The sequence below is a fragment of the Parapedobacter sp. genome (genome assembly GCF_053550995.1).
In genome coordinates this window covers 1-17,779 of sequence record NZ_JBMQOC010000040.1, presented here as the reverse complement: position 1 = coordinate 17,779, position 17,779 = coordinate 1, and the positions used below count along the sequence as shown (strand labels likewise).

Annotated in this window: 19 protein-coding genes; 13 read left to right on the top strand and 6 right to left on the bottom strand. The window is 49.1% G+C overall.

Translation table 11 applies throughout. From position 1 onward, the window contains the following. The first annotated feature begins 30 nt into the window (after positions 1-30). The 7 genes from ACO1NT_RS06240 (at position 31) to ACO1NT_RS06210 (ending at position 5,664) form a co-directional block, all read left to right on the top strand. A complete protein-coding gene (locus ACO1NT_RS06240; RefSeq protein ID WP_449047566.1) occupies positions 31-807 on the top strand; it encodes a sulfite exporter TauE/SafE family protein in 777 nt (258 codons plus the stop codon). A gap of 15 nt (positions 808-822) precedes the next feature. Then, the gene (locus ACO1NT_RS06235; protein WP_449047598.1) at positions 823-957 is read left to right on the top strand and encodes a hypothetical protein; all 135 of its coding nucleotides are present in this window, start codon (positions 823-825) and stop codon (positions 955-957) included. A 16-nt stretch (positions 958-973) separates the two neighbouring features. After that, positions 974-1,141 carry a molybdenum cofactor biosynthesis protein MoaE gene (locus ACO1NT_RS06230; protein ID WP_449047565.1) on the top strand — a complete coding sequence of 56 codons (168 nt, stop codon included), beginning with the start codon at positions 974-976 and terminating at the stop codon, positions 1,139-1,141. A gap of 40 nt (positions 1,142-1,181) precedes the next feature. Next, positions 1,182-2,066, top strand: coding sequence for a formate dehydrogenase accessory sulfurtransferase FdhD (gene fdhD, locus ACO1NT_RS06225; protein WP_449047564.1), 885 nt, complete (start codon positions 1,182-1,184; stop codon positions 2,064-2,066). Positions 2,067-2,223: 157 nt separating this feature from the next. Beyond that, positions 2,224-2,577 (top strand): DUF7009 family protein, encoded by a 354-nt coding sequence (locus ACO1NT_RS06220; protein WP_449047563.1) that lies wholly within the window; start codon positions 2,224-2,226, stop codon positions 2,575-2,577. 11 nt (positions 2,578-2,588) lie between these two features. Next, positions 2,589-4,943, top strand: a complete 2,355-nt coding sequence (locus ACO1NT_RS06215; RefSeq protein WP_449047562.1) for an FdhF/YdeP family oxidoreductase — start codon at positions 2,589-2,591, stop codon at positions 4,941-4,943. Between the two features lie 13 nt (positions 4,944-4,956). After that, entirely contained in the window at positions 4,957-5,664 is a 708-nt protein-coding gene (locus ACO1NT_RS06210) for a transporter (protein WP_449047561.1), read from the top strand. On the opposite strand, the gene ACO1NT_RS06205 is transcribed toward ACO1NT_RS06210, so the two are convergent. The 6 genes from ACO1NT_RS06205 to ACO1NT_RS06180 form a co-directional block, all read right to left on the bottom strand. Then, the gene (locus tag ACO1NT_RS06205; protein ID WP_449047560.1) at positions 5,653-5,907 is read right to left on the bottom strand and encodes a HesA/MoeB/ThiF family protein; all 255 of its coding nucleotides are present in this window, start codon (positions 5,905-5,907) and stop codon (positions 5,653-5,655) included. The two genes, ACO1NT_RS06210 and ACO1NT_RS06205, sit on opposite strands and share 12 nt — an antisense overlap. A gap of 92 nt (positions 5,908-5,999) precedes the next feature. Continuing rightward, positions 6,000-6,635 carry an NTP transferase domain-containing protein gene (locus tag ACO1NT_RS06200; RefSeq protein WP_449047559.1) on the bottom strand — a complete coding sequence of 212 codons (636 nt, stop codon included), beginning with the start codon at positions 6,633-6,635 and terminating at the stop codon, positions 6,000-6,002. Continuing rightward, positions 6,619-7,092 carry a cyclic pyranopterin monophosphate synthase MoaC gene (gene moaC / locus ACO1NT_RS06195; protein WP_449047558.1) on the bottom strand — a complete coding sequence of 158 codons (474 nt, stop codon included), beginning with the start codon at positions 7,090-7,092 and terminating at the stop codon, positions 6,619-6,621. The genes ACO1NT_RS06200 and moaC overlap by 17 nt, the downstream gene beginning before the upstream one ends. A gap of 15 nt (positions 7,093-7,107) precedes the next feature. Next, positions 7,108-8,313, bottom strand: coding sequence for a molybdopterin molybdotransferase MoeA (locus ACO1NT_RS06190; protein ID WP_449047557.1), 1,206 nt, complete (start codon positions 8,311-8,313; stop codon positions 7,108-7,110). Between the two features lie 11 nt (positions 8,314-8,324). Next, the gene (gene moaA / locus ACO1NT_RS06185; protein ID WP_449047556.1) at positions 8,325-9,311 is read right to left on the bottom strand and encodes a GTP 3',8-cyclase MoaA; all 987 of its coding nucleotides are present in this window, start codon (positions 9,309-9,311) and stop codon (positions 8,325-8,327) included. A gap of 29 nt (positions 9,312-9,340) precedes the next feature. Then, positions 9,341-10,933 carry a molybdopterin-dependent oxidoreductase gene (locus tag ACO1NT_RS06180; protein WP_449047555.1) on the bottom strand — a complete coding sequence of 531 codons (1,593 nt, stop codon included), beginning with the start codon at positions 10,931-10,933 and terminating at the stop codon, positions 9,341-9,343. Positions 10,934-11,321: 388 nt separating this feature from the next. Between ACO1NT_RS06180 and ACO1NT_RS06175 the strand changes: the two genes are divergently transcribed. The 6 genes from ACO1NT_RS06175 to ACO1NT_RS06150 form a co-directional block, all read left to right on the top strand. Further along, complete coding sequence (locus tag ACO1NT_RS06175) at positions 11,322-11,702, top strand: hypothetical protein (RefSeq protein ID WP_449047554.1); 381 nt, start codon at positions 11,322-11,324, stop codon at positions 11,700-11,702. A 125-nt stretch (positions 11,703-11,827) separates the two neighbouring features. Then, positions 11,828-12,175, top strand: coding sequence for a hypothetical protein (locus ACO1NT_RS06170; RefSeq protein ID WP_449047553.1), 348 nt, complete (start codon positions 11,828-11,830; stop codon positions 12,173-12,175). A gap of 5 nt (positions 12,176-12,180) precedes the next feature. After that, positions 12,181-12,663 carry a DUF2231 domain-containing protein gene (locus ACO1NT_RS06165; protein WP_449047552.1) on the top strand — a complete coding sequence of 161 codons (483 nt, stop codon included), beginning with the start codon at positions 12,181-12,183 and terminating at the stop codon, positions 12,661-12,663. 290 nt (positions 12,664-12,953) lie between these two features. Further along, entirely contained in the window at positions 12,954-13,820 is an 867-nt protein-coding gene (locus ACO1NT_RS06160) for an AraC family transcriptional regulator (RefSeq protein ID WP_449047551.1), read from the top strand. A gap of 182 nt (positions 13,821-14,002) precedes the next feature. After that, a complete protein-coding gene (locus tag ACO1NT_RS06155; RefSeq protein ID WP_449047550.1) occupies positions 14,003-17,179 on the top strand; it encodes a SusC/RagA family TonB-linked outer membrane protein in 3,177 nt (1,058 codons plus the stop codon). A gap of 16 nt (positions 17,180-17,195) precedes the next feature. After that, positions 17,196-17,779 (top strand): RagB/SusD family nutrient uptake outer membrane protein (locus tag ACO1NT_RS06150; protein ID WP_449047549.1); only part of this gene is annotated, 584 nt, incomplete at its 3' end.

The window sequence follows — 17,779 nt, the reverse complement described above, 5'->3', positions numbered from 1 at the left end:
TATATTTGCTTACGATTATTTGTATTTGCTATGCAACATTGGGAACTATTGTTCTTTTTCTTCATCGTCGCTTTCGTATATGCCTCGGTAGGGTTTGGCGGTGGTTCCAGCTACCTTGCTATTTTGGCATTGTACGCACTGCCATTTAAAGAGCTGCGTTTAATCGCGCTGATATGCAACATCATCGTCGTATCAGGCGGGGTGTATGTCTACCTGAAAAATAAACAGGTGAACTGGAAGAAAATCGTTCCGTTTGTTTTGCTGAGTATACCGATGGCCTACTTGGGTGCGATTGTGCACATTAGCCGCCATACCTTTTTTATCATCCTCGGGTGCAGCTTGGTCATGGCCGCTGTATTGCTTTGGATAAAGACAGGCCCCAAGACGATTGAGCAGCTAAAAGAACCGAAAGGGCATGCCCTTTTGAAGAATAGCGCATTGGGTGGTTCTATCGGTTTCCTATCGGGCATGGTAGGCATCGGTGGGGGTATTTTCCTGTCGCCGGTACTTCACCTGATGAAGTGGGATTTGCCTAGGAAAATAGCCGCAACGGCCAGTGTTTTTATCTTGGTTAATTCCATTTCGGGTATTGCCGGACAGCTTACGGGCGTGCCCGGAAATATCAATTATACACGTATCGGGCTGTTATGCTTATCGGTGTTGATCGGTGGCCAGTTAGGTTCAAGGATGGCGGTCAGATTCGACCCGTTAATCATTCGTCGTATCACGGCGGTTTTGGTCTGCGGCGCGGGGGCAAATGTGTTATTCAAGCACTTGCCCTTATTTTTGAACCATATTTTTAACTGAGATGGATATAACGATATTGGATTTAGGTATCCAGACATGAAGGCATTACAGGCATACATGGTTGCCGTCGATAATGAATACGCCGAAGACCAGTTGATTCGTCACCTGGAAGATGAGACTGCAATCATCCCACCGGTAAGTGGCGGCTGAAACCTACATGGAATGATTGATATTGAAATATTGGATGGCAGTGGCCATTGCTATAGGCACTGCCCATTGTGCCGCTGCTTTTGATGCCTGCCGGTATGCGATAGACACATTGAAAAAGACGGTACTTATCCGGAAAAAGGAAATTTTGGGAAATGGTGAGGTATGGGTATCGGCACATGCGTAAGTTTTGGTAACTTTACCCAAGGCTATAAATCGATAAGGAAATGAGGGAAGTGACGACAGGTTCCATTAAACACATCCAAGCAAGGAAGGTGAAAGGACATACTCATGCGTTATTCACCGATGTGCTTTCCGTCGAGGAGCCTTTGGAGATAAGGATCAGTTATGATTCTGGGGGTGAACGTCTGCAAAAGAATGTTTCCGTAACCATGCGTACGCCGGGCAACGATGCGGAGCTTGCGTTAGGGTTTTTATTCACCGAAGGGGTTATTGCTTCCAATGAAATGGTACAATGTGCACAGCACGCAGACAAAGATTGTTCTTCGCAGAAGGAAAATATTGTACAGGTAGATTTCGCGGAGGGTTTCGTTCCGCGGCTTCATCAGGTTGACCGGAATTTCTATACGACTTCCAGTTGTGGCGTCTGTGGGAAAAACTCGATACAGTCCATAAAAACAGTAAGCCCATTCCGGGGGCAAAAACGGCCACAACTGGATTTATCCAACGATATCCTATATCGTTTACGGAAAAACCTAAGGGCGGCCCAAAATGATTTCGTTGTTACGGGAGGGATCCATGCTTCGGGCCTTTTTACCGTGCAGGGTGAGTTGGTGGCTTTGAGGGAAGATGTCGGTCGGCATAACGCGCTCGATAAATTGATTGGGAATGCATTGGTGAACGATGCCTTGCCATTGAACCGCCACATTGTGCTGTTGAGTGGCCGGGCGAGCTTTGAACTGGTCCAAAAGGCGGCAATGGCTGGTATATCCATTATTGCGGCCATTGGTGCCCCTTCGAGCCTGGCGCTGGAACTGGCAACGGAACTGGATATAACGCTTATAGGTTTTCTTAAAGAAGATAACTTCAATATATATCATTTGGGTGCTAACGTTTTAATACGGATAGGGAGTGAAACCGAAGTCCGTTAGCAAACGGAAAAAAATAGATAGATGAACCCTGTGTGGATTGCCATAAACAAAAAGGACATGATTTATTTATGCAAGCTTCATCACCGAATAAAGGACAAACTGAGAAGCATTCATTGATGCCTTATCAAAACAAACAATGAATCAATAATTTGATCAGATGAAAATACGGATTAAAGGCAACTCATTACGGTACAGGCTTACCCGGTCGGAAGTAGCTGAATTGCAAACCTTGGGTCGTTTGGAAGAACATACAGCATTTGACGGTAAAACATTTACGTACGCGATAGAGACTGCCAGCAGCGATCGGCTGTCAGCGGATTTTATTGAAAGCACAATCGTGCTGAAGATGCCCAAGACGATGATTGACGAATTGTACCATACTGATAAGGTGGGTTTTGGGGATAAGTCGGGAGCGGTGAGCCTACTGGTGGAGAAAGACTTTGCCTGTATAGACAATACGGAAGAAGACCAAAGCGATAATTATCCCAACCCGTCACTATCATGTGATTAATACCCCGTGCTATGGAAGAAGGAAACCGGATGAAGGGAACCCCGCATGCGAACAAAACACCCTCGGCAGAACCACCCTATGAATTAGTAGACCTTACCGTTACCGGAGTGAAAAAGTGGGCCGCCGGGATACCCGGCGTCTTGGCTTCGGTAAAGGATTTGATGGTCGATAAGACACTTTTCCGTGGTGGCGGGGCATTATTCAAAATGAACCAATTCGATGGCTTCGATTGCCCAAGCTGTGCATGGCCCGATCCGGATGACGACCGGTCGCCCATTGCCGAATACTGCGAAAATGGTGCGAAAGCGCTCGCGGAAGAGGCCACCACGAAAAAAATCACCGCCGAGTTTTTTAGAAATAACTCGGTTTACGACTTGGCGAAACTATCCGATTACGAAATCGGTCACCTGGGCCGGCTGAGCGAGCCGGTTTACCTGCCCGAGGGCGGCACCCATTACCAACCCATCGGTTGGGAGGAAGCTTTTGGGAAAATCGCCGGACACCTCAATGGGTTAGCTTCGCCCGACGAAGCAGTGTTTTATACATCGGGAAGGACAAGCAACGAAGCATCTTTCGTGTATCAGTTGTTTGTACGGGAGTTCGGTACCAACAATTTTCCCGATTGTTCCAATATGTGCCACGAGACTTCCGGTTTTGCGTTGTCGCCCACCATCGGCATTGGCAAAGGGACGGTAAAACTGCACGATTTCTACGATACAGATGTCATTGTGGTCATTGGGCAAAACCCAGGGACGAATTCCCCACGTATGTTAAGCGCCCTGGAAAAAGGCAAAAGGAACGGTGCTAAAATCATTGCCGTCAATCCGTTGCCCGAAGCAGGATTGATGGGTTTCCGCAATCCGCAGCAATTCAACGGCGTTATCGGTCGAGGGGTGAACCTAGCGGACCTTTACCTTCCTGTAAGGATAAATGGCGATCTGGCTTTGCTGAAGGCATTGGAGCTGCTGTTGCTCGATTTCGAACGGAAATCGCCTGGTGAGGTGTTCGACCACGAATTTATCGCTGCCAAAACAGTCGGTTACGACGATTTCATCAGACAATTCGATGACCATCGTTTGGAAGACCTTGCCGCGGCTGCCGGCGTACCGCCATCTTTGCTGTATGAAGCAGCACAGATGATGGCGTTTAAAAAGCGCATCATCATCTGCTGGGGGATGGGCCTGACGCAGCAGCATAATGGGGTGGATATGATCAGGGAGATTGTTAATATCCTATTGTTGAAGGGAAGCATCGGTAAACCCGGTGCGGGCGCCTGCCCCGTCCGCGGCCATAGCAACGTGCAGGGCAACCGTACCATGCTGATCAATCACCATCCCACAGCGGAGCAGCTGGATCGGCTGCAGCAGGTATTCGGCTTTAACCCACCGCGGGCAGGTGGCTATGACGTTGTGGACACCATCAAGGCGATGCATGCCGGGAAAGTCCGTGTCTTCTTCGGCATGGGTGGCAACTTCTTGTCGGCCTCACCCGATACGGGTTATACCGCCGGAGCCATGAGGAAATTGGCCTTAACGGCATTTGTTTCCATCAAGCTGAATCGCGGTCACCTGATCCATGGGAAAGAATCGTTGATATTGCCGACCAAATCGAGGAGCGAGATTGACATGGTCAACGGGGAGAAACAGTTTGTGAGTACCGAAAATTCGATGGGTGTAGTAGAATGGTCAAGAGGGGTACTGACGCCGATCTCGGATGACCTCATTAATGAAACACAAATTGTATGCCGCATGGCAATGGCGACAATAGGGGGGAAGACGGTTGTTGATTGGCAACGGTACCATGATAGCTATGATGCCGTGCGGGATGACATCGAAAAATGCATCCCCGGTTTTGAGGATTATAATGTCAGGGTAAAGCAGAAAGGTGGGTTTTACCTTCCCAATGCAGCGCGCGATGAGCAGCGGTTTGCCAAGCAGTTCGATGATCGTGCCCCCTTTACATTGACAACCCTTCCAGATAATACCCTTGCGCCGGATGAATATCTGATGGCTACCACCCGAACGCATGACCAGTTCAATACAACTATCTATGGGCTCGACGACAGGTATCGGGGTATCTTCAATGAGCGCCGGGTAGTGATGATGAATGAGAATGATATTGCACGGGCGGGATTCAAGTCGGGCGATAAAGTGGATTTATTCAATTATGATGACGGTATCGAGCGCATTGCGCCATTATTTATCATTGTCCCTTATCCTATACCGGAAAAGAATACCATGACGTATTTCCCCGAAACGAACGTATTGGTTTCCGTAAATAATGTGGTAAAGGGAAGCAATATGCCGGCGTCCAAATACGTGAAAATTAAAATTAAGAAGCATGATCCGGCAACCATGTGCCGTTAAAACACCCAAAGATATGACATACAAAACCATCTCAATATTCTTTTTTCTTTTCGGATCAATTGCTGTTTGTAGGGCGCAGGAATTGTCAATCAATACCGACCGTCCAGACCAAAGTGATGGCGTTTCAACGGTTCCGGTTAACAGGTTCCAAGTAGAAGAAGGGCTTACATTGGCCCGTCGAACCGCCATCAGCAACCTGATGCTGCGCTATGGCGTTACAAATTCAACGGAAATACGGGTGCTCGTTGACGCGGGAAAAGAAGATGAGAGTAGCGGTCTGCAACCCGTCACATGGAGCGTAAAGCAAAAGATAATAACGCAGCGCCGTGTTATCCCTTCTATTTCATTCGTAGGTTATTTAGCCTACGGGCAATGGGCAAGCGAAGACTTTAGGAACAATCAATGGCCCTTCCAGTTGAAACTCGCTTTTGAAAATGGGCTTTCGGATAAGCTGTCATTGGGATACAACATTGGAACGGCAAACAAATTTGAGAACCTGGATTTGAGTTTGAACTTTGGTTATGCGCCGACAGATAGGATTTCAACTTTCGTAGAATATTTCTCGTCAATGGATGGAAACAACGATGAACATAATGTGGACACAGGGATTTTGTATCTGATAACCCCTTTATTACAGGCAGATATAGCGGTTGGCCACTCTATTTTTGCTGCTGACGACCGATTTTTCAATACTTTTGGACTATCCTATCTATTTAATTAAGCTTTTGTCCCGATCCCATTTTTCAATGAATAGACCGCCGATGCCGGGTATCGGCGCTTTATCAACGGAGCCGCAGTAACACTCCCTTTTCCGGTAGCGCAGTAACGCACAATTCGGGCCGTATAGGATCTGTCGGTGTAAATTACTCAACGACACCATGTCATCATCTGCTATGCCAATAGTGCCGACGCCGGCGGCAGCAAGGTATTGCGCTGTTGGACATCCTAATCCGCCGGCGCCCACGGTCAGTACCTAGGCGCCTTGCAGGCGCTCCCGCGCAGCTCTGCCGAACCCCGGCAAAGCCACCTGGCATTGGTATCGTTCAAAATGCTCACTCATTCCTGTTGTTTTTTGGGAAGTGGATTCCCGGCTGTCCGCTGCATGATTTCGCGCGCCGTAGCGGCATCGTCCGGGGTATTGACATTTAACAGTGCATCGGGGTTCCGGGGTTTTACGAGATGGGTGTCTGCGTTTATCAATACCTTCCTCGGGCAGGTAATGCCTTCGCCTAGAAAGTGTAATAACACGGGATAGCTTTTGGGTTCCCAAATGGCGATTAGCGGCTCGGGAAGGCCGTCCAAAGGGCTTTCGTAGGCGGTGGCCACCTTGGCCGGCAGCCTGTCTGCGATTAAAAAACGAAGCGTGTCCCGATCCAGCAAGGGAAGGTCGCAAGCTACAACCAACCAAGCTTTTTCCCTATCCGACCGAAGCGCTGACAGTATACCCCCCAGAGGGCCCATACCCAAAAACGTATCGGCCAAGGCGTTATAGCCAGCGGCTACCCCCTCCAACGCGTCGTGCCGGTAGGAGATGAAGACGTTCTCACAAAACGGTTTCAATAGATCGGCCGCAAAGAACCGCTGTTGCTTTCCGTGCCAGTTGATGCGGCCTTTGTTGTGGCCCATCCGTCTGCTTTTGCCGCCCGCCAGTACCAGTCCGTTCAGCAAGGGGGGGTTATCCTTTGAAATCACTTTTCCCTCCGGTTTTTTCCATGAGCTTGATTTCCTTGATCACGATATCGGGGCTCAATGCTTTACACATATCATAGATGGTCAATGCGGCTATCGATGCGCCCGTGAGGGCTTCCATTTCCACACCGGTTTTGGCCTCGATGCTTGCCGAGCAATGGATGGTGATTTCATGCCCACCACTCAACGCAATGTCGATTTCACAATTATCCAACCCCAACGGATGGCACAGTGGGATCAGTTCGCCGGTTCTTTTGGCTGCCATGATCCCCGCAATGATAGCGGTTTGGAATACCGAACCCTTTTTGGTTTTGAAATCGTCTTTTTGCAATGCTTCCCACACATGCCCCGGAAGTATCACGACGCATTGCGCAACGGCTTTTCTCCGGGTCACGATTTTGCCACCCACGTCCACCATGGTGGGTTGGTTGTTTTTATTCAAATGGGAAAATTCAGTCATCTGTAAGCGTTGAGATTAAACGTTATAGGGCCACACCCGGTACACTTCGCCCTTTTTGAATGTATTTTTCTCCAATGGCAGCTCCATAAAGGCGTTAGTATGGATCAGGTGTGAAAAATCGCCGGAGCCGTTGGTGTTGGCAGCACGTGCCATTAATACCCCGTGATGGTCCGTTTCCAGTTTCACCTGTGCAAAGTACTGCAACGGATAAGGGAAATCGATGTCGTGCTGTAAAACCGCGTATTGGGGCGACGGTGTTTGTACGCCCATCGAACGCGCTAGCCAAGGGATGAAATAGCGATGCAGGCACATAAATACGGAAACGGGGTTGCCCGGAAAGGCAAAAACCAGCTGTTGGTTTTGGTAAGTGCCGAACCAGAACGGCTTTCCCGGGCGCTGCTTCACTTTATGGAACAGCTTGCTTACGCCGAGGTGTTCCAATGCCTGCGGGATGTAATCAAACTTGCCCATGGAAACGCCCCCGGTCAGCAGCAGCACATCGTACAATCGCAGGCACCGGTCAAACTCGCTTTTTAGGACCTCGTAATCGTCTTTCAGGTGCAGCTTGTCGGCGTGGATACCGTAACATGCCAAAACCGACTGCACCGTTACATCGTTGGAGCGCCTAAGCTGGTAGGGGGTGGGGTTATCGCCAACGGGTACCAACTCATCGCCCGTGGTGATGATGATTACCTTGGGCAACCGCTGTACCAACAGATCGGTTTTTCCGATGGAAGCTGCCACGCCAATCAGCGCCGGAGTAATGAGCCGGCCGGCATCGGCAACGGTACCGCCGGCTTGGCAGTCTTTACCTTGCGGATGGACATTTTGCCCCTTCCTGATGGCGACGTCTTTTACCGTGGCCCTGCCGTCCGCTATTTCCACATCTTCGTACCGTATCACCGTATCCACGGAGGGATCCACGGCGGCACCGGTCATGATCTCGATGCAGTCGTTTGTCGATGGGATAGCAGCGGGTGCTTCTCCCGCCGCCTGTACAGCATTGATGGTAAAGGTGCGGAGCCCCGCCGCATAAGCACGGTAAGCCAAGGCGATACCATCAACGGCGGCGCGATTGAAGGGCGGTAAGTCGCGGTCGGCAAACAGGCTTTCTGCCAGTACCCTGCCCAGGCTCAGCTCGTAGGGAATCTGCTCCGTGCCGTAACCCCCAGTTTGCGACTGGATGATTTTTTCCGCGTTTTCTACTGTAATCAGTCCCATAATCCCGATGTTTATCCGCCGATGGTGGCCATCGATTCCTGTTCGCGATGTTGTGCCACGAGCGTGTCCTGCGCTTCCCAGCCGTCCTTGGGCCTTTTCAAAAGGGCATCCGTGATTCGGTTGCGTAAATCGGTATCGGTGCACCCTTCCCGTATGGCCTCTTTCAAGTTGAGCGAGCCGGACGCATATAGGCAAGTGCGCAATACGCCGGTTGAGGTTATGCGGATGCGGTTGCATGAGCCGCAGAACAGGCGTGAATAGGCGGCAATGATGCCCACGTTCCCTTTGTGGCCGGGGATGCGGTAATTGTATGCGGTGGAATACGGCGCATCGGGAATCTTTTCCATTGCAGGGAATTGCGCTTGAATGTGTTCCAATATACGGGAATGGTCCCAATCCAATGTAACCTGATGGGTGCCGCCGTTGAACGGCATTTCTTCGATGAAGCGGACACTGATCGGTAGCTGCTCCGTAAGGCGCACCAACGGGATGATATCGGCGATATTTTGGTTCGCCATCACCACGGTGTTGATTTTGACGTTGATATCGTTTTCGAGTAGTTTGTCCATCGTTGCTAGCACGTCGTCCAACCCTTCCCGGCGCGTGATCCGGAAGAAGCGGCCCTTGTCCAGTGTATCCAGGCTAAGGTTGACAGACGTGATGCCCATCGCTTTGAAATCGGAAACGAAGTTTCCCGCCAATAAGCCGTTGGTGGTCAGCGTTAGTTCCTTCAATCCGCCGATTGCCGATAAATGGTAGAGGAAAGGCAGCAAATCTCGCCGTACCAGCGGTTCCCCACCGGTGATGCGTATTTTGTCGACGCCCATGGCGATGAACAAGGAACATATCCGGAGCATTTCTTCATACGTCATCAGTTCCTTCCGGGGTAGCCAGTCGAGCCCCTCGGCAGGCATGCAATACGTGCAACGTAGGTTGCACCGGTCGGTAACGGCCAGCCGTAAATAATTGATTTTTCTTCCTTGTTTGTCCCTGAGCATCTGTTGATCCCTTATTTGATTCTCTTCGTTTACGTATCGGCCAAAAGGTCGAAGTATTCATCGTCCTCATTTTTGCCCCCATAACCTTTTCCAATACCCTCGTGCGAGGTTATAAATTCGATGTGATCAATCCATTTTACCATTTTGTAGCCCAATTGATTCTCAACGCGCAACCTTAAAGGAGCGCCGTGCGCAATGGGCAACGGTTTGTAATTCATTTCCCAGGCCAGTATGCTCAACGGCTTCATGCAGTTATCCAGTGTATGGGTATCGTAATAAACGCCGCCGTAGAGCCCGCTGCCGAAAGAATAGAAGGCGACGGCAGTAACCGATGGGTGGGGTTTTGCCAATTCCACGATCTTGCGCAGAGGAATGCCGCCCCATTCTGCAATGCCCGACCACCCTTGGATGCAATGATGCATCGTGATATTTTCTTCCTTGGCAATTTTCTTTAATTCATCCAATGATAGTTCAAGCGGGTTTTCCACCAATCCTTTTACCCGGAGTTTATAGTCCTTGAAATCATTTTTGGCAAGAGCATTCCATTCGTCGGAGTCTTCGGGTATTTTGCCATTGGGCCAAAAATACGGGGAAATATCCCCTTTTTTATAAAAGCGGCGCGGTTCAAAGGTATTGATGCTTCTCCGCCATAAATTGCCGTTGATGAATGCCTGCGTTTTTTGCAAAGATCGTGGACGGTGCCAGCAGAGCCAAAGGGCAATAAAACAACAAAGCACCACAAACAATACGATGGCTATGCCGGCATATAGGCCCGTGGGGCTGTGAGCATCATCCGTTCCCATAACGATGTGGTTCATGTTGCGCACCAGTCCGGTGGCCACAACCAATGCTACGTGAATGACAATAAATGCCAAATAACAGACCATCACCATGAAGTGCAGGGAGCGTGCACTCTGGCGATTGCCAAACAATCTGGGATACCAATGGAAGCGGTTTTCGATGGCGGGCGACATGGCCAGTCCGGTAAGCATGGCCAAAGGCGCCAAGATAAAGATCACCCCGAAATAAGAGAGCTGTTGCAATGCATTGTAATGATAAAAACCATTGGGTTCCACCGGGAAATGAAAGGTGGCATAATGTACAAACACATTCCAGGCGTCGGGTATGATCTGCCACGAGGTAGGTACCAGGCGTATCCAATGATCGGTGCAAAACAATAGGACAATGAAAACAATACCATTGATGACGAAAAAAGGTACGTTCAGGAAATGCCATACCCTTGCCAACCCGACGCTATGGCGATAGCCTGGTAGGCCCAACAGGGGACTGATGTATCGGGCATCTTCCTTCGCCGTCCAAAGGGCGTCCTTCGGTATTTTGACAGGAGTGAAACGTACCCATTCCGATTGCGGGGCGCAGCCATCGTTAAAGTAAAGGCGCGGATGATCGGCCAAAATAGAAAGGCCGCTTCGGATAATCAATGAAAGAAAAAGAAAATTGGCCCAATGGCTAATGCGTGCCCAAAAAGGGAATCCGGCAAGTTCACCGGGAATGGTCTCCGAAAAAGAAGCGGAGGGGTCGGTCGGTAAGCCATGGAATAGGTATTGGCCCCACGCGACACCGATAGGGATTATAATAATAGCGCCAAATATGATCCACATATATGGTTTAATAACCATCGCTAACCTCCTATCTCTGGGATAGAGGACCGCCTGTTCTTTCTTGCTAAGATGCGTAATCATTTTGCTGTCCGTCCTGATCGGCTGCTCGTTAATTTCAACGATGCCGAGCATTGTGCCAATCTGCCACCACCTCATTTAAATCATCCGAACTGGATTGCGTGATGCAACATGACAACAAATATAAAAAAGAAAGCTGGGGACGTCCCATAAGTTAGTAGCAAAGAAACATACATGGCAAAATAATCAATAAATCCATGCTATTATTGTTAAATCACCACAGGCGCACAGCGAAGCCAAGAACCCTTTTCGAAAGAATGTTATTTGTGATATTATTGGGTTTTACCCATTTATTAGCTAATTTTGACTCATGCTTCGGCTCAGTGCATATATCCTTTTGTCTGTCACGCTCTTTAACAGCAATTTTGTGCTGCAGTTGTCTAAGTTGCCGAAATTATTTGAACATTATTGCGAGCATAACCGTCGTAATCCCGAGTTATCCTTTGTTGATTTTCTCTCCATGCATTATTGGGGAAAAGACGCAAATGACAAGGATGAGGCAAAGGACAGGCAATTGCCATTTAAGGGTAAAGTAGCTAATAGCATTCATGGCGATGTGATGTTTACCTTGCCTCTAATGGACCTCAAATCCCCTGTTGGTTATCAATGTGCATTGCGTAGTGCTCATTACGTGGAAGCTGTTACGACTATGGATATCGCATCTCTTTTTCGGCCTCCACAGGAAATCTAGTTACCTATTGGCGATCTGCCCGAAGTACGGGTGGGCCGGCCTACCTACTTTCTCCGGACTGGTGTCAGACTTTAATTCTGTTTGTCAGGAGCGTTATAATTTTTTAAACAAAATAATCGAATATCATGAAAAAGATAGTTTTAACGGTGGCTGTTTGGGTAGCCACCCTAACCATTTTTGTTGCTTGCAATAACAATCAAAATAGTAGCAGTGAAGAAATCGAACATACGGATGTTGTGCCTTCCGGCACTTATACCGGAGTGGCGGAGAAGGTTGACCCCGACGAAAAGGAAATTTATGTGAAAACCGGCGATGGAAAAACGCTGGAGTTGTATTTTACGGATAATACCCAATTGTTGCAAAACGAACAGCCCGTTGAATTTTCTGCGTTGGCAGAAGGCCAGAATTTGGAGGTGACGGTCGAGAAAAAAGGCGAACGCTTAGAGCCCGTAACGGTAAAAATCATGGAATAAATAGCGTGGAGGCGATAATTAATCGGCAGGAACTATGGCACCCGTTGTCGGTACACCTGCCGATTTCCTTTCTTCTGTTGGCCACGTTTTTAGGGGTTTTTCTGCCATTTCTCCGGCAAGGTGCATGGTTTCGTTACCTAAGGTATTCCATGCTTTTCCTAATGATCAGTGGGACCATGCTGTTGTGGGTAGCTTTCTATACCGGCAATATGGCTTATGGTCCGGTTGTACGTACAATCTGCTTTCCTTCCAAGCTAAAAGCGCACTTGTATTGGGGATATGTAACGTGTTATTCTTTTTCTGGAATAACGGTGTTCGGATTAATTTTGGAGGCATGGCGGAAGCTTGGAAAACGATGGCCATTAGCCGTAGTAGTTGTCATGTGCATTGCGGCATCAATCTGTCTAAGCTATACAGGGCATCTCGGTGCGGAGTTGGTCTATGAGCAGGGGGCCGGTGTTAGCCCGTCGGCGAAAGACTGCGACTAAGGGCGGTCTGTCCGCTGCCGTCGTCAATAGGTTGGGTACCCCGGCTACTTAGGCCAGCAATAGCGTCTTTTTCATCTGTGCGGGAATGGATTGCTTTACAACGAAAACGTTTTCGGACGTTGCGCAATCGATTGTGTGTGCAGGGAATTTGATATTGTAACATGGAGTCGTTATTATTGTTACAATACGGTGATGTTATTGATTAAAGTAATAACCTGCCAGTTATAAGTCTACCTGTTTTGTTTTGAAATGTGAGCCGCTACATCGACGGCCGATAACGGATTTGATATATGCAAGCACAATTACTTAGAATATCAAATAATCCCATTCAATCATTTAGTGTACGGCACGACCAACTGCCGACGGTAAACAACCGCTGGCATTTCCATCCGGAGTATGAGTTGGTGGCCATAGCCAGTGGTACCGGAATCTTGCATATCGGAGACCGAAACGTGTCCTTCCAGCCTGGAGATGTATTCCTGACCGGCCCTAATCAGCCCCATTACTACCGGTTTGATCGAAGTTATTTTATGAAAAACGTAGCATCGCCCGTAGACGTCAAGGTATTCCACTTCGATATGGGTTTATGGGGTAGCGATTTCTTAAACCTACCCGAAAATGCATCGCTTAAATGTCTTTTGGAAGACGGAAAGCATGGCATAAGGTTGGCTGCGGGAGGTAACGGGAAAAAGGTGGGCCGGATGATGGCGAACGTGCTTAAATTGCAAGGTGCGTTCCGCCTGTTGGGCCTGATCCGTATATTGATTACCATTGCATCCGAAAAAATCGAATATCTTTCCAAACCGATGATGGAGGGCAGGGCTTATCCTAAAGATGAGCGCTGGAGCTTGATCATGGATTATATACACATTCATTTCAAAAGGGAGATTTCCCTTGGGGAAATCGCGGGGATTGCCAGCATGAGCCCAGGTGCATTTTGTCGATTTTTTAAATCCCATATCGGTGTCACCTTTACGCAATACATCAACAATATGCGTATCGATGAAGCATGCCGTTTATTATGTGAAAATACCCAGCCGATTAAACAAATCTGTTTTGAATGCGGATTCAATAATTTCAGTAGTTTCCACAGGAGCTTCAAAGAGGCCGTGGGCAAAAGCCCGCTGAATTACCGAAATGACGTTACCCGGCCATAAGTACTTCCAAGACATATCGTCCATCCTGAGCCATCCCGAGCTGTCCCGAGCCGTCCTGAAGCAAGTCAATTTCGCGTAATAGTCTGTCAATAGCAGACAAGAGTCGATCCCTTCTTCCCCTATACCTTTGTACGAGGTAATTATTGCCGACCAAATATTTTATAAATCTAACAGTACAACTAATGATGAGACTGAACTTACTTTGTTTGCTTTTCCTAGGCATGGTATCCTTTCGCTCAATAGCACAGGAAAGTGAGGTGCACGGTACGGTTACTGACACGTCCGCACATGTGTTGTCGGGTGTCTCGGTAACCGTAAAAGGTAAAACATCGTTGGGCACCACGACCGATCTTAACGGGAGGTACATTCTTTCTGTGCCCGACAACTCCGTACTGCTGTTTTCAATGGTGGGGTACGAATCCCAAGAGATTGCGGTAAAGGGTAATGCGGAAATCGACGTGACCCTTACACTCGCCAATGCTGCAATCGATGAAGTGGTCGTTACCGGGTTTGGGAGCACGCGGAAGCGAACCGACATGATCGGCTCGATCACTTCCGTCAGGCCATCCGACCTGAAAGTGCCCGCCAGCAATCTCACCCAGGCGTTGCAGGGACGTGTATCCGGATTGATCGGATTCCAACGTAGTGGGGAACCGGGGCGGGACGATGCTGACTTTTTTATCCGCGGCATTGCGACATTCGGCACGCAAAACAAACCGCTTATTCTGATTGATAACATCGAAAGCTCGGTCGATGACCTCTCCGTACTGCAAACAGACGATCTGGAAAGCTTTTCGATCATGAAAGACGCCACGGCCACGGCCATATATGGTGCGCGTGGAGCAAACGGTGTGATCCTCGTGGAAACAAAGAAAGGGAAGGAGGGCCGTGCGAGAGTGAGTGTCCGTTTGGAAAATTCGATTTCCCAACCCACGCACCACATCGAGTTGGCAGACCCCGTTACCTACATGAAAATGCACAACGAGGCCATCCTTACGCGCGAACCCTTGCAAGAGTTGTTGTATCCGTATGAGAAAATCGATAACACCGGCCAACCCGGCTCCAATCCCTTGCTTTTTCCGGTTACAGACTGGCGACAGGAGATCATTAAGCCGTATACCATGAACCAGCGGGCGAATGTCAATATCAATGGCGGAGGCCAACTGGCCACCTATTATGTGTCCGGAGCATACACGCGAGATAACGGATTATTGATGGTAGACGAGCGCAACAACTTCAATAGCAATGCACGCAACAATACCTTCTCGTTGCTGTCTAACGTGACACTGAACTTCAGCAAGCAGTCGAAATTGCTGGTCCGGCTTAACGGCACATTTGAACAGTATAAGGGCCCTATCCCGGGAGGAGCGGGTATGTTCCGCAACATCATGCGGAGCAACCCCGTACTATTTCCAGCGTATTATCCCGCCGACGAGCGGACGGCCCATATCCGGCACATCATGTTCGGCAATTCCCGGATAAACGCCGAGTCGAACACGCCTTCGAAATACAATCCGTACGCCGACCTGATGCGGGGCTACCAACAGCAGAACCGATCGAACATGAACGCCATGCTGGAATACCGCCATGATTTCTCCAATTGGATCGACGGACTCCTTTTCCGGGTGATGGCAAACACCACACGGGAGGCGAGGTTTTCAATAGATCGGTCTGCCATGCCGTTTTATTACGATATCGGTTCCTATGACCGGCAGACGGGCGATTATCTATTACTTCCGATCAATCCCGATGGTGGGCGCGAATTTCTGGATTTTACCGAAAGCACGCCGGAGGTGACTTCCGTGATGCATTTGGAATCGACACTGACCTATAACAAATTACTTGCCGATAAGCACAACATCGGGCTGTTTTTCGTATACATGATGCGCGATAAGGTGGGTAGCGGCATCCGCTTGGGTGGCCGGCCGGCGACGCTGCAAACGTCATTGCCGTTCCGGAACATCGGGGTATCGGGGAAAGCGACGTATACGTACGACAGCCGGTACTTTGCCGAATTCAATTTCGGTTACAACGGTACAGAGCGTTTTGCACGGAACAATCGCTTTGGCTTCTTCCCTTCCTTTGGAGTGGCTTGGACCATATCCAATGAGCCGTTTTTCGAACCGCTCAAAGACGCGGTTACTAACTTGCGGGTGCGCGGTACCTATGGCATCATAGGCAATGACGCCATAGGCGACGCCTTCGACCGGTTTTTCTACTTGTCCGAAATCGACCTACGCAGCAGCGCGCGCGGATACCGATTCGGGGAGAGCTTCGACAACCCGACGATCTCGGGTATCAATACCCTGCGGTATGCCAATGAGCGCATCACTTGGGAGCGGTCCTACCAAAAAAACCTGGCTTTCGAATTGGGGCTGTTCAACACGTATACACTCAATGTAGACTTGTACCATTTTAAACGCACGAATATGCTCCAGACGCGTGGCGATCTGCCCTCAACCATGGGGCTGGCGGCTGTTACCCGGGATAATATCGGTGAAGGGGAAAGCCGTGGAGTGGATGTGCAACTTAACTTCAACAAATCCATTAATAATAAGTGGTTCGTTGCCGGCTTCGGTAATTTCACCTTCGCGCAAAGCAAGTATACGAAGTTTGAAGAACCCGATTACGATGAACCTTACCGGTCGCGGATCGGCTATTCTTTCCGGCAACAGTGGGGGTACATCGCGGAGCGCCTATTTGTGGACGACGAAGATGTGTTGAATTCACCAACACAGAGTTTCGGGAATTACGGCGCGGGCGACATCAAGTACCGCGACGTCAATGACGACGGTATGATTTCAACACGCGACATGGTTCCGATTGGCTTCCCGGATGTGCCGGAGATTACCTATGGAGCGGGTGCTTCCATCGGCTATAAGGGACTCGACGTTTCGGTTTTCTTCCAGGGCTCCGCCCGCGAAAGCTTCTGGATCAATGCAGGCTCAGAAATCGCCAGCGATAATTTTGGCACAGCACCGTTTATCAACGACAAGCAGCTGCTTAAAGCTTATGCAGATGACTATTGGTCCGAAACCAACCGTAATATTTATGCCCTATGGCCACGACTAACCGCTGATGGCAGCTACGGGCTCCAGAACAACAGCGTGCGTAATACCTGGTTTTTGCGCGACGCTTCTTTCATCCGGTTGAAACAAGTCGAAATCGGTTACGACTTCAACCAGCGGCAGTCAGGATTCTTCGAAAGGCTTGGCTTCGGTGAATTCAGGTTATATGTAAGTGGATCTAACCTTTTAGTATGGGCTCCGTTCAAAATGTGGGATCCCGAAATGGCTGGCGATGGCCTGAATTATCCGTTGCAGCGCGTATTCAATATCGGTGTTAAAACAACCCTGTAGTAAAACGAGTAATATCATGAAGATAATCATCAAAATATATCGATCGGTCGTGATCCTGTGTGGCATGTTCGGCGCCCTGTCATGCCAGCAGTTTGTGGATGTAGTACCCGACAACGTCGCGGAGCTCGAAAACGCGTTCGCGGTGCGTACGGAAGCACAGCGTTACCTTGCAACCTGTTATAGCTATATTCCTGATTTTTCGAATCCAAACGCGAACCCTGCCCATTTTGCGGGAAATGAATTCTGGCATTATACCCCCGTGAATTTCTATAGCGCAAATGTGCTGGATGTAGCGAAGGGGGCCCAGTCAATTGTCAACCCCATATTCAATAGTTGGGACGGTAACATTTTTCGAGCGCTGCGCGATTGCAATATTTTCCTGGAACATATCGACCGTGTGCCCGACATTGAGGAGTACGAACGCGGATATTGGATTGCAGAAGTCAACGTGCTGAAAGCATATTATCATTTCTTGCTGATGCGTCAATACGGTCCCATCCCGATTATCAGGGAAAATTTGCCCGTAACGTCGGCAACCGAAGATACGAAGGTGTTTCGTGAGCCGGTGGATGAAGTGGTGGATTATTGCGTGGCATTGAT

Coding starts and splice junctions, on each gene's coding strand:
- ACO1NT_RS06180 (WP_449047555.1), bottom strand. CDS start 10,933: ATGTGGATCATATTTGGCGCTATTATTATAATCCCTATCGGTGTCGCG.
- moaA (WP_449047556.1), bottom strand. CDS start 9,311: ATGCTCAGGGACAAACAAGGAAGAAAAATCAATTATTTACGGCTGGCC.
- moaC (WP_449047558.1), bottom strand. CDS start 7,092: ATGACTGAATTTTCCCATTTGAATAAAAACAACCAACCCACCATGGTG.
- ACO1NT_RS06190 (WP_449047557.1), bottom strand. CDS start 8,313: ATGGGACTGATTACAGTAGAAAACGCGGAAAAAATCATCCAGTCGCAA.
- ACO1NT_RS06215 (WP_449047562.1), top strand. CDS start 2,589: ATGGAAGAAGGAAACCGGATGAAGGGAACCCCGCATGCGAACAAAACA.
- ACO1NT_RS06175 (WP_449047554.1), top strand. CDS start 11,322: ATGCTTCGGCTCAGTGCATATATCCTTTTGTCTGTCACGCTCTTTAAC.
- ACO1NT_RS06160 (WP_449047551.1), top strand. CDS start 12,954: ATGCAAGCACAATTACTTAGAATATCAAATAATCCCATTCAATCATTT.
- ACO1NT_RS06220 (WP_449047563.1), top strand. CDS start 2,224: ATGAAAATACGGATTAAAGGCAACTCATTACGGTACAGGCTTACCCGG.
- ACO1NT_RS06240 (WP_449047566.1), top strand. CDS start 31: ATGCAACATTGGGAACTATTGTTCTTTTTCTTCATCGTCGCTTTCGTA.
- fdhD (WP_449047564.1), top strand. CDS start 1,182: ATGAGGGAAGTGACGACAGGTTCCATTAAACACATCCAAGCAAGGAAG.
- ACO1NT_RS06210 (WP_449047561.1), top strand. CDS start 4,957: ATGACATACAAAACCATCTCAATATTCTTTTTTCTTTTCGGATCAATT.
- ACO1NT_RS06155 (WP_449047550.1), top strand. CDS start 14,003: ATGATGAGACTGAACTTACTTTGTTTGCTTTTCCTAGGCATGGTATCC.
- ACO1NT_RS06170 (WP_449047553.1), top strand. CDS start 11,828: ATGAAAAAGATAGTTTTAACGGTGGCTGTTTGGGTAGCCACCCTAACC.